Genomic DNA, 12,041 nt, shown 5'->3' on the forward strand with positions numbered 1-12,041 from the left:
GCGGTATCGGATATTGTGCGAAACTGAAAACATTCCGCATCGATTAGGCCTGGTAAGTAATGTAGCTGCCAGCGGTGCCCAGCAGACTAAAGTGGTAAATTGTTTGCCCGCCCGAACGCAGCCGCAGGATGTAAGCGGTGCCAGTTAAGGAGTTTATTGTGACCGGTAAGCGACGCCTGGTGATTGTTGAGTCGCCCACCAAGGCGACCAAGATTGCTAGCTATCTTGGCGACGGTTACGTCGTTGAATCGAGCCGCGGACACGTGCGAGATCTCCCGAACAATGCTGCTGAGGTGCCCGCCAAATATAAGGGACAGCCCTGGAGCCGGCTCGGTGTGAACATCGAAGAAGGCTTCTCGCCCCTCTACGTGGTCAACCCGGAAAAGCGCAGCACGATCAAGAAGCTCAAGGACGAGCTGAAGGACGTCGACGAACTCTTCCTGGCAACTGATGAGGATCGCGAAGGAGAGGCTATCGCCTGGCACCTGCTGCAGGAACTGAAGCCGAAGGTGCCGGTCAAGCGAATGGTCTTCCACGAGATCACCCCGGAGGCCATCAGGGCTGCTGTGGATAATCCGCGAGAGCTCGATCAAGACCTCGTCGACGCGCAGGAGACCCGCCGAATCCTCGACCGGCTGTACGGCTACGAGGTAAGCCCGGTGCTTTGGAAGAAGGTCATGCCGAAACTATCGGCAGGCCGCGTCCAATCCGTCGCCACTCGACTTGTGGTGGATCGCGAACGCGAGCGGATCGCTTTCGTGCCCGCCGAATACTGGGACCTGAACATCAAATTAGACGCGGGCGCCGACGCCGACGTCAGGCAGTTTCCGGCCAGGCTCGCTAACCTCGACGGCACCCGAATTGCGCGCGGTAATGATTTCGACGACGCCGGCAAGCTGACCTCCGGCGTCTTCGCACTGACCGAGAAGGACGCCACCGGCATCGCCGAGGCTCTAAAGAAGGCCGATATCTCGGTGGCAGACATCGAGAACAAGCCGTACCGGCGCAGGCCGGCGGCTCCGTTCAGGACCACCACACTTCAGCAGGAGGCGGGCCGCAAACTCGGTTTCAGCACCGACCGAACCATGCGCGTAGCCCAGCAGCTGTATGAATCCGGTTTCATCACGTATATGCGTACCGACTCGGTTTCGCTTTCCGGCGAAGCCATTAACGCGGCGCGCGCCCAGGCCGTCCAGCTGTATGGCAGCCAGTATGTGCCCGAGAAGCCGCGTTTCTATTCCAGCAAGGTGAAGAACGCGCAGGAGGCCCACGAGGCGATTCGTCCCGCTGGGTCCGACTTCCGTACCCCTGCGCAGGCCGGGCTTGCTGCCGACCAGTTCCGCCTTTACGAGTTGATCTGGCAGCGCACGATCGCCTCCCAGATGGCCGACGCCGAGGGCCAGACCGTCAGCGTCAAGATCGACGCCAAACTCGACGGGCAGGTTGCCTTGAGCTCTGAGGCAAAGGTCGGAGTTGCCGGGCTCGTCGCTTCTGGTCGTACCATTACTTTTCCGGGTTTCATGAAGGCTTACGTCGAGGCTGAGGGTGAGAAGAAGGAAACCAGGCTGCCGCAGCTGAACGTCGCTCAGGACCTGGGGCTCGTCAGCGCCGAGGCGGACGGACACCAGACCAAGCCGCCCGCCCGCTACACCGAGCCGAGCCTGATCGCGAAGCTAGAGGAACTGGAGATCGGCCGCCCGTCCACTTATGCGTCGATCATCCGCACGATCACCGCCCGCGATTACGTCTGGAAGCGCGGTTCGGCTTTGGTGCCGACGTGGCTTGCGTTCGCCGTCACTCGCTTGATGGAGGAACACTTCCCGCAGCTGGTGGACTACAAATTCACCGCGGACCTCGAGGATCGTCTTGACGAGATAGCCAATGGAAATCTGGATCGGCTGGAGGTGCTGCACAAGTTCTACAACGGCGACGGCGGTAACCAGGGCTTGGCAGTGCTGGTCGAGGATCTCGAGGACATCGACGCCCGCGCCAACAGCACTTTCCCGATTGGCGAGGATAGTGGCATCGTGCTGCGAGTCGGCCGCTACGGCCCCTACCTGGAGGATGCGAAGCAGGATCGGGCGAACGTGCCCGAGGATCTGGCACCCGACGAGCTCACTCTCGAGAAAGCTAAGGAGTTGTTGGTCACGCCGTCCGGCGCTGAGCGCGAACTTGGCCTAGATCCGGAGAAAAACGTGCCGATCGTGGTTCGTAATGGCCGCTATGGCCCGTACGTCACGGAGATTATCGAGGCCGAGGAGGGCAAGAAGAAGCCCAAGGCCCGCACCGCATCCTTGTTTAAGACAATGAGCCCGAACACGGTGACTCTTGAGGAAGCCCTGAAGCTTCTGAGCCTGCCTAGGTTGGTTGGAAAGGACGCTGAGGGCGTCGAGATCACAGCACAGAATGGTCCATATGGGCCATACCTGCGAAAGGGTAAGGACACCCGTCAGCTGTCCAGCGAAGAGGCGCTTTTCACTGTCACTTTGGAAGAGGCCGAAGAACTCTACAGCAAGCCCAAGACCAGGGGAGCGCGCTCTTCTGCGTTGCTTAGGGAGCTGGGAGAGGATAAGTCCACGGGCAAAAAAATGGTGATTAAGAACGGCCGCTTCGGCCCCTACATCACCGACGGCGAGACCAACCAGTCTCTGCCCAAGACGCTTCTTCCCGAGGACGTGACACCCGAGCAGGCCAGCGACATGCTGGCGGCCAAGCGAGCTAAGGGCCCCGCGCCTAAGCGCCGTGGGGCGGTTAAGAAATCTACCGCTAAAAAGACCACGGCAAAGAAGACGACGGCCAAAAAGTCGACTTCCAAGACCACTAAGAAGTCCTAGGGCATCAGCGAATCTTGTCAGTGGCCTCTGGCAAGATTTGTGACTGCTAGTTTTTCGAGGCCACTAGGCATTGAGGAGGTGCGATGGGCAAAGGCAGATTCATCGTCTTCGAGGGCGGGGATTGCGCAGGCAAGACCACCCAGGTCAACCGGCTCTCTCGCCGGTTGAGAGTGGCAGGAATCGAGCACATCGTCACCAGGCAGCCCGGTGGCACGAAAACTGGCGACGTGGTCCGCAGTCTATTGCTGGACACCGATCAAGAACTCGACTATCGCTGTGAGGCGCTGCTTTATTCCGCCGACAAGGCCCAGCATCTTGCCGAGGTGGTTCGTCCCGCGCTCGACCGCGGGGTGGTGGTGTTGTGTGATCGCTACGTGGATTCGATGCTCGCCTATCAAGGTTTTGGCCGAGGCATCGCCACCGACGAGCTGGAGGCCCTTGCCAGGTGGGCGACTTCCGATATGCGTCCGGATCTCACCGTCCTGCTCGATGTCGACCCATCGCAGGCAGTCGAGATCAAGGGCAAGAAGGATCGGCTGGAATCGGCCGGAAACGAATTCCACGCCCGGGTCCGTCAGGGCTTTTTGGATCTTGCCTCGCGCGATCCGCAGCGCTACCTGGTGTTGAACGCGCGCGACAGAATATCAACCATTTCCGATACGATTTCGGTTGAGGTGGCCAAGCTTTTGGAGCTGGAATCGCTATGAGCGTCTGGGATGAACTAGTCAGCCAGGAACCCACGATCGCGCTGCTCGCCGATGCAGTCGAAGCCGCGCATGGCCGCGGCGAAAATCAGCGCTCGATGACGCACGCTTGGCTGATCACCGGCCCCCCAGGGTCAGGACGATCTAATGCGGCTAGGGCTTTTGCTGCCGCCCTGCTGTGCCCGAATGGGGGCTGCGGCGAGTGTCAGTCGTGCCGGACGGTTGCGAACGGCTCACATCCCGACGTCACCGTGTTGAACACCCAGCAGCTTTCGATCGGCGTCGAGCAGGTCAGAGATATCGCGCTTCGGGCCGGCATGTCTCCGACGCTTGGCGCCTACCAGATCATCATTGTCGAGGACGCCGACCGTGTCACCGATAGGGGAGCGGATGCGCTGCTGAAGTCGTTGGAGGAGCCGCCGCCGCGGACTGTCTGGATGCTGTGCGCGCCCACCCCCGACGATGTCATCGTCACGATTCGTTCGCGCTGCCGTCAGGTTCATCTGCGCACGCCGTCGAATTCGGACGTCACGAATCTGTTGATCAGCCGCGACGGTATCGATCCGGAGACCGCGGGCCACGCAGCCAGGGCTGCGCAAGGGCACATCGGGCGCGCCCGTGGGCTGGCAAGGAACGAGAAATCTCGCGAGTCGCGTCGGCGCTGGCTGCAGGTGCCAGCACACCTCAAAGGGGTCTCCGATTGTCTACAGATAGCCCAGAGCCTGGTCGACGAGGCCACGAAGAACGCCAGCGAGGCCACCGTCAAATTGGACGAGGCCGAAACAGCTGAGCTGCGTCAGGCGCTCGGATTCGGCGCCAAGGGCACGCGCCCGAAGAATGCCCAGGCCGCGCTGAAGGATCTGGAGAAGCAACAGAAGATGCGGGCAAAGCGCTTCCAGCGCGATTCTTTGGATAGGGTGCTGACCGAACTTTCGACTTGGTATCGCGATGTCTTATCCATGCAGATCGGCGCCGTCGATATCGACGAGTCCACCGACGGGCTGATCAACAGTTCGATCGCGGATCAGATCAGGGCTGCCGCAGACGCAACCAACCCGAGCTCGACGATTAAAGCTATGTCGGCGATCATCGAGACCAGGCAGGCTCTCGACTTCAACGTCGCCCCGCTTCTCGCTTTCGAGTCGTTGATGTTAAAGCTTTATGAAGGTTGATCGGCGCTCCATTCTCGAATTTGGTGCGATGACTATAGACTTTTACATGAAAGATGAATGACTTCGAGTCGTTTCCCTCAATCCTCTAGGAGCAACCGTGAGCGAGAATGTGAATAGCGGGCTGTCCGGCGCTAGCCCGGCCAAGCCGAGAGATCCCGATGAGCTCCAAACGCCGGTGTCTGACCCCGAACCGATGCCGGAAAACGCCGCACTGGGTAATCCTGCCGCCGCTGCCTCCGACGAGCAGCTGGTCCGTGAGCTTGAAGATCGCGACAAGCTTCTGGGGAACGTCCGCCAGGATCCGGAGCCCGAGGTTGTCGTCGTAGAAAAGGAAGGGAAGAAGGTCACCGATAAGTTCTTCGGCTCGCTCGGTTTATTCCTGCTTCGTGTCGTCATGGCCGCGTTGCTGGCCGTCATCGGTTGGCAGGTGCTGGTCGACCAGGGTGGTTACGCTGACGCTTTGACCGGCGCTGGCGTTCCCGCGAACGTTTCTGGATGGCTCGCGCTCGCCGCTGGCATCGGTATGCTGCTGGCCTGCGTCCTGCTGCTGATTGGCTGGGGCACTCGAATCGTCGGTCTGTTGCTGACCGTTGCTGGAGTCGCGGTTTTGGCATTCTTCCGCTTCGGCCCATTCAATCCGATCATGGAGGGCCACACCGGTTTCTACGGAGACCGCGACCTGCTGTTCACCGTCTGCGCGTTCCTGATGTTCATGCTGGGTGCCGGCGGCTGGTCGGTCGATGCCGCTTACCGCAGGTCTCGCGATAAGCGTAAGAACCAGGACTAACGTCTAGGATTATGTAGCCGTCCGCCGCTGGCGGGCGGCTACTTTTATTTAGGGGAGGCTAAAGGTCTTAGCCCTTAAGCGCTTCGGGGTTAGGGCTAGTCTTGAGTCCATGAAGATTTTGGGCGTCGAGTTTGAGCGTTACGGTGAGTTGCACTACCTCTCCGTGGCGGGTGACGCCGACGATTTTAGGGTAGGTGACGACGTCCTCTACCCGACTTCGGGAGGGCCGGAGGTGGCCCGCGTGGTTTGGCGGGGCGAATCCGCGGCTGAGGGGTTTCCGGAGTGCCTGGGGCACGCCAGCGCCGAGGACCTGGCAAGGGACGTTCGTAACAGCGAGGACCGCGAGCGCGCCAAGGCCACGGCTATCGACTTGATCGAGCGTCACGGTCTGCCGATGAAGGTGCTGGGCGTCGATCTGATCGATCGCTCCGAGGATTTCGACAGGATGTACGCGATCTACTACACGGCTCCGCGCAGGGTGGATTTTCGCGCGCTCGTCCCGGATCTTGCATACACATTAAACGCGCGCATTGATCTGCGTCAGGTCGGGTCCCGTGACGCAGCTCAGCTGACTGGCGGCGTTGGCCGTTGTGGGCGTCAGCTTTGCTGCGTCTCTTTCCTTCCCGTGCTTGAACCGATCAGCCTGCGCACGCTCGATTCCCGTTCCGCTGCGATGCCGGCAACCGGCGTCTGTGGCCGGCTGCTCTGCTGCCTGCGCTACGAGGATTCCCCGATGTGCGATGCTAGCTCCTGCCCGGTTGCGGAGAACCTGAAGAGTTAGATGCGAAAGCAAATCGCGCTGTTGGCCGCAGGGTTGCTGCTTGCCGGTTGCTCGGCTGCCCCGAAAACTCAAAGCGATGCAACGCCCTCTCCTTCAGTTGCTTTCGATGTCGAACCGGTCGCTCTCGACGGAAGCGGACATAAGATGCCCTGGCCGAAGCGGGCTTGGGTAGTGGGCGAGAGTTCGGATCGGATGAAATATGTAGAGTCTCAGGCGCGTCCGCCGGGCGTCGTGGATCCGCCAGCGGGGCAGGGCTATGGCCGCTATTACGTGCAGCGCCTCGATTGGGCGCAGTGCGGCGAGTTCGAGTGCGCGAAGATGCTTGCCCCATTGGATTGGGAGAACCCGGACGGTTTGGCCGTCACGATCGCCTTGAAGCGTTCTGCCATTGACGATCCGCATGGCGTGCTTTTCGTCAATCCCGGCGGGCCGGGCGGCAGCGCGCTGGATTATGTGGACCAGTTCGGCGAGGAGCTGAGGTACGACATAGTCGGCATGGATCCGCGCGGCTCCGGCAAATCAACTCCCGTCGTCTGCTCGACGGGAGAGGAGCTGGACCGCTACCTGGACGTCGATGTCTCGCCCGATGATTCCGGCGAGGTGGCCGCGCTGATCGACGCGGAGCGGCGATTCGCCACCGACTGCAGGAAGAACTCCGGTGCGCTGCTGGACCACGTCAGCACCATCGACACCGTCTACGATTTCGACCTGGCCAGGAGGCTTCTCGGCCAGGAAAAATTCAACTTCCTCGGGGTCAGTTACGGCACTTTGTTGGGCGCCACATACGCAGAGCTTTTCCCGGATAGCACCGGAAAGGTCGTGCTGGATTCGGCCGTCAGCCTTGGACCGAGCGAGGAGGTTTCGCAGGCAGTCGGTTTCGAGAGGAACCTAAGCGAATTTGCGCGCTGGTGTGCGTCTAAAACGTCGTGCGAGCTTGGTTCGGACGAGCAGTCCGTGACGAAGAGCATTAAGGGTTTCCTTGATTCGTTGGACTCAAATTCTCTCAGCTCACCGGATGGTCGAATGCTGACCCAGTCGCGGGCCGTCGCTGGGCTGTTGCTTTTCTTCTACACCGGAGAATCGTTCTACGACGCAGCTGGAGAGGCCATTTCGAAGGCGATCGCAGGCGATCCTACGATGATTTTCCAGGCTTCGGACGCCATGACCGGCCGCGAACCTGGCGGCTACTCGTCGCTGATCGCCGCCGCCTCCGGGATTGGCTGCCTAGACCAGCCCGATTCCGGCTTGAAGGGTGCTTTTGCCCAGTGGAGCAAGCAAAAGGCCCAGGCCCCGGTCCTGGGGCACTTGATCGGCCCGGACACGCTCTGCCCGATTTGGACGAGTGCGCCGCGGCCAAGGATCGCGTTCAGCGGGGATACCGAAACCCCGGTGCTCGTGTTGGCAAACACCGAAGATTCTGCGACTCCCTACGAGCAGTCGGTGCTCGCAAACCGGATATTCAAAGACTCGATTCTGGTGACGAGAAAAGCACCCGGGCACGGGGTTTTCGGTAGCAGCAGGTGTGCAGACCGAATTGTCGCCGACTATTTCAACGAGTCGAAAATTCCTGAAACTAACCTTGAATGTGCTTCCTGAGGGCTATCTGGTGCCGTAAAGCTGGACTCCGTGCCGCCCCCTCCAGATGGTTAGGTAAACTTATGAAGGTGGTTGATTGCATAATTATCGGGGCAGGAATCGCTGGGCTCTTCGCCGCTCGCAAGCTGAAGGAAGCCGGTCGCAGCGTCGTCGTGCTCGAGGCTCGCGAACGCACAGGTGGCCGTATCCAGACCGTGATGGTCAAAGACCACGTCATCGAACATGGCGGTCAGTGGTTGGCGGGCGGTTTCGACATGATGGAGGAACTCGTCGCCGAGTTCGGCTTCGAGGAGATTCCGGCCGATACCGACAACGCAGTTATTCGCGCTGGTGGGCACCAATTCGTCTCAACCAAGGACGACAATCGCACTAAGGCACTCTCACCATTCGAGATCTCCGATCTGGGGCGCGGACTTGTCAGATTTAGCCGACTCGCTGAGTTGCTTGACAAGGACCATGCCTGGGCGCAATCAAACCACAGGTGGCTCGACCAGAGCCTGAAGCGCTGGACCCAGACCAATCTGCGTACTCCCGGCGCCAAGAAGGAATTCCTCTCGCTGGTTAGCCTCGCGATGCGAGAAAAGATCGAGGATCCTAACCTGCGTGATGCCCTCGGCTACTCTCCCGAGAGTATCGACATGGAGTCGATCTTCGCAGTCAACGGTGGCATCAGGCAGGTTCGTTTGCGCGGCGGCATGCAGCAGCTAACAGACAAGCTCGCAGACGAGCTGTCCGATGACGAGCTGTATCTGAACGCCGAGGTGACCAAGGTCGAGTGGAAAAACAATTCGGTGACCTGCTTCCTAGCCGACGGTCGTCAGTTCTCGGCACGCAAACTTTTGAACACCCTGCCGCCGTGGCTGGCGCAGCGGCTGGAATACTCTCCCAGGCTGCCGGCCTGGCGCGACGAGGTTGTGCAGAACACGCTGCCGGGCAACGTCATCAAGGCCCACATCATCTACGACAAGCCTTGGTGGCGCGAGAAGGGCCTTTCTGGCCAGGCTAGTTCCGACAGCGGCGCGGTTCGCGTCACGTTCGACACAACCGATGAGGGGCACGGCGTTGGCGTGATCATGGGATTCTTCACGGGGTCTGAGGCGGACACGTTGTGTAACCGCTCTGTCACTCTCCGCGATCGAATCTTCACGAAGGCACTCTCCGCGATGCTCGGCGAAGAAGCTAAGCAGCAGCACGATTACATCGATCTGCCTTGGGGCAAGGAGAAGTACAGCGAGGGCTGCCACGGCGCCCACTTCTCTCCCGGCATCTGGACTGCCGACGGCGTTCAGCTTGCCGAGCCGGTTGGTCCGATCCACTTCGCAGGCTGTGAGTACGCAGAGAAGTTCAACGGCTACATGGAGGGCGCGGTTCGCTCGGCCCTGGGCGAGGTCGAGAAGATCGATTCGGAACTGGCTTAGCAGCTCGGCCTAACGAATCCCTTAGCCTGGCTCGCAACCGTTTTGGCCAGCGTGGTCAGGGCGTCGCGGGTGGCTTCCTTGTCGCCGGTTTTGTTGTTGACCATTATCGTCACGGCGACGGGTGTGCCGTCTGAAAGATCGATCAGGCCGGTCTGGCGAAGCGAGAAGACGCCGTCTTTAGTGCCGTCGCCGCTCTTACTGAATGACCTGGGGATGGTCTGCAATCCGATCGGGGAATTCGTCGGCTCGTCCATTTTTGCCATGACTGGCACCGTGTGCACCCAATCGCATTGCACTTCGGCCATGAACTCCGATTGATTTTTTAGCGGCCAGAGGACCTGCCTATAGGGATGGCTTTCGGCCTCTTCCTCGGAGGGGATGGCTGTGCCCCAGTCGCCGTAGCGGTGCAGAATTCGCAGGGTTTTGGAGACCGCCTGATCGTGGGTGCCCAGGTAGGCCCACAACGCGTCGTCGCCCGCTGGGGAGCCCTCCACGAAAGATTTCTCGAACATGTACTTTCGATCTTCGGGCTGTTTGGCCTCGTCGAGGATGGCGATTGCGGCGGGTATCGTCGCGGTGGCCCAGGCGGGGCCGCTGACTATGGTGCCTCCGCTCCACGTGTCCTGTGGACGGGTCTCGACGGTGCCGATGGCCGAGATTGCGACGCCGACCTCCATCTCTCCGGATTCCTCGATGGCCGCTATTGCCTTGAGAATTTCGGGTTGGTCGGGGGCTTCGACCATGTTCGGGTTGGGTTCGGGTTCGGCCTCATAGATCTGCGACGGCGTGGTGGTGGGGGACGGCTCTGGGCCGTCACCGGATTTGGATGCGCCGTAGACGGTTGCGAGTAGCAGCATGAGTGCCATGACGAAAACGAGCAGCCAAAGCGGCGCGTTCTTAAACCAGGCGGGCACGCGTAGTTTGCCGAGCCTGGTTTTGCGTGCGTTGTCGAATTTTTTTGCTCTGCTCATCTGTCTCGTAGCCGGTCGGTGGTTCAATGATTATTAATTAAGGTAATCTCAAGTTTCACAGATTATAGAACGAAAAGAGGCCGTAAGGATGTTCTGCTCTCGCTGCGGAAGTCATGTGGGGATCAGCGACGTCGAATGCGCTGTGTGCTCGGCCTCCTTGAACTCTCCTGGCGCGATACGTCTCATCGACCCTAAATTGGACCCGGATTTCGTCCCGCAAATCCTAGATCAGGACGAAGGCTCCGAGGGTGAGCAAGCCGATGAGGGCGACGATTCGGTAGAGGGCTCCTATTCGCCCGCCGATGACGCTGAAGATTCCGCAGTGGAAGCCACTGGCCTTGGCGAGGAAACCCCGCCTGGCGAAGGGGATTCAGACGACGAGGCCGAGACAGAGCCCTCCGAGGAAGATTCAGTAGAGCCCGACCAAAACCAGCAAGAAGATGCCGCAGATGAGGGAGAGCCCGATGAAGGCACAGCAGATAGCGAATCTGTAGCTGGCGAAGATTCGGAAAGCGACAATGAGGCCGTCGACGTTGAGGAAGATGAGGAAGAGCCGGAGGATAAGGAGTCTCGATTCGCCTCAACCCGCGAGAATGCTAAGGCGAAGTTCGCGGTGGTTAACGACAGGTTTCAGGCCACCTTTGACGAAGTGCGCAACCCCAGCACCGAGAACATTCGCGCGGTCGAACGCAGTTTGGGGCTGGAGCCCGAGCGGGTCCCGAGGCAGAAGGTCACGGCGGCGCTGATCATCTTGTTCTTGGCGATAGCTTTTTCCGGCGTCCTGATGGCCCAGTTAATCAACCTGGATAAGACGCTGCTCGGCAACAGGCCGCTGCCGGAAAGCACGCTGTCGGTTGCCCCTGAGCCGTCGAGCACGGCGAATCGTCCTGACATGGACATGGACGAGGGCGCCAAGGAATGCGATGGCGGCGTATGGGCGGGAGAACACACCTCATGCGAGCTGGCGAAGGCCGCCGCCGATCAAGTCAAAGAAATCACGAAGCCCAAGACGATCAAGGTGACCATCGGCGAGGAGAAGCAGGAGTTCGAGCTCAGCTGTGCCGTCGATAAGGCAGTCACCTGCAAAGGAACTGACGATAGTCAGGAAATCGCCGTTTGGGTGACCAGATAGCAGGATAAAAAATAGCCCCAGGCGATCGCCTGGGGCTTAATTTTTTAAAAGTTAAATGCTCATGTGTTCGTACGGGGTGCCCTTCGCGCGTTCGAGCGAGGCGAGCACCTCCTTTTCAGCTTCGGCGCGGCCAACCCAGGTTGCGCCCTCGACCGACTTACCGGGCTCTAGGTCTTTATAGACGGTGAAGAAGTGTTCAATCTCCAGCAGCATGAACTCGGGGATGTCGTCCAGGTCGTCCATGTAGTCGCGGCGGGAGTCGGCTGTGGGGATGCACAGCACCTTATCGTCGCCACCCATCTCGTCTTGCATCTGGAACATCGCGATTGCGCGGCATTCAACCAGGCAGCCCGGGAAGGTGGATTCGGGAAGGATGACCATGGCGTCTAGAGGGTCACCGTCTTCGCCGAGGGTGCCTTCAATGAAGCCATAATCGTAGGGGTACTGAGTGGACGTGAAGAGAGTCCGGTCCAGCCTGATGCGCCCCGAATTGTGGTCCATCTCGTACTTGTTTTTGGTGCCCCTTGGGATTTCGACGGTCATGTCGAAAGTAAGGGCCGAAAGGGGTTTTGTCTCCACCTTGCGGAAATCGTCGGTCACAACGGCCATCCTTCGCTTTGAGGTTTCCCTGTTGCCTTTAAAAAAG

General features: G+C 59.9%; 10 protein-coding genes. 8 read left to right on the forward strand and 2 right to left on the reverse strand.

Translation table 11 applies throughout. The features are described from left to right. The first annotated feature begins 158 nt into the window (after positions 1-158). The 7 genes from topA (at position 159) to G556_RS0101005 (ending at position 9,292) form a co-directional block, all read left to right on the forward strand. Complete coding sequence (gene topA / locus G556_RS0100975; protein WP_028821435.1) at positions 159-2,834, forward strand: type I DNA topoisomerase; 2,676 nt, start codon at positions 159-161, stop codon at positions 2,832-2,834. 83 nt (positions 2,835-2,917) lie between these two features. Beyond that, complete coding sequence (gene tmk, locus G556_RS0100980) at positions 2,918-3,541, forward strand: dTMP kinase (protein WP_028821436.1); 624 nt, start codon at positions 2,918-2,920, stop codon at positions 3,539-3,541. Further along, positions 3,538-4,710, forward strand: coding sequence for a DNA polymerase III subunit delta' (locus G556_RS0100985; protein WP_028821437.1), 1,173 nt, complete (start codon positions 3,538-3,540; stop codon positions 4,708-4,710). Before tmk ends, G556_RS0100985 begins: the two co-directional genes overlap by 4 nt. Before the next feature lie 97 nt (positions 4,711-4,807). Further along, the gene (locus tag G556_RS0100990) at positions 4,808-5,497 is read left to right on the forward strand and encodes a DoxX family protein (protein ID WP_028821438.1); all 690 of its coding nucleotides are present in this window, start codon (positions 4,808-4,810) and stop codon (positions 5,495-5,497) included. A gap of 109 nt (positions 5,498-5,606) precedes the next feature. Continuing rightward, the gene (locus G556_RS09755; protein ID WP_051176513.1) at positions 5,607-6,278 is read left to right on the forward strand and encodes a PSP1 domain-containing protein; all 672 of its coding nucleotides are present in this window, start codon (positions 5,607-5,609) and stop codon (positions 6,276-6,278) included. Then, positions 6,279-7,874 carry an alpha/beta fold hydrolase gene (locus tag G556_RS0101000; RefSeq protein ID WP_028821439.1) on the forward strand — a complete coding sequence of 532 codons (1,596 nt, stop codon included), beginning with the start codon at positions 6,279-6,281 and terminating at the stop codon, positions 7,872-7,874. It begins immediately after the preceding gene. A 62-nt stretch (positions 7,875-7,936) separates the two neighbouring features. After that, positions 7,937-9,292: a flavin monoamine oxidase family protein gene (locus G556_RS0101005; RefSeq protein ID WP_024111387.1), complete on the forward strand. Its 1,356-nt coding sequence runs from the start codon at positions 7,937-7,939 to the stop codon at positions 9,290-9,292. Here G556_RS0101005 and G556_RS0101010 read toward each other — a convergent pair. Further along, positions 9,289-10,263 carry a hypothetical protein gene (locus tag G556_RS0101010; RefSeq protein ID WP_028821441.1) on the reverse strand — a complete coding sequence of 325 codons (975 nt, stop codon included), beginning with the start codon at positions 10,261-10,263 and terminating at the stop codon, positions 9,289-9,291. The genes G556_RS0101005 and G556_RS0101010 overlap by 4 nt on opposite strands. Positions 10,264-10,378: 115 nt before the next feature. Between G556_RS0101010 and G556_RS0101015 the strand changes: the two genes are divergently transcribed. Beyond that, positions 10,379-11,395: an ICP22 family protein gene (locus G556_RS0101015; protein ID WP_024111327.1), complete on the forward strand. Its 1,017-nt coding sequence runs from the start codon at positions 10,379-10,381 to the stop codon at positions 11,393-11,395. Between the two features lie 51 nt (positions 11,396-11,446). Here G556_RS0101015 and G556_RS0101020 read toward each other — a convergent pair whose 3' ends face one another. Next, complete coding sequence (locus G556_RS0101020; protein ID WP_016456732.1) at positions 11,447-11,995, reverse strand: inorganic diphosphatase; 549 nt, start codon at positions 11,993-11,995, stop codon at positions 11,447-11,449. Positions 11,996-12,041: the final 46 nt, after the last annotated feature.

Source organism: Propionimicrobium lymphophilum DSM 4903 (assembly GCF_000423485.1).
In the GTDB taxonomy this organism is placed as follows: Bacteria; Actinomycetota; Actinomycetes; order Propionibacteriales; family Propionibacteriaceae; genus Propionimicrobium; species Propionimicrobium lymphophilum.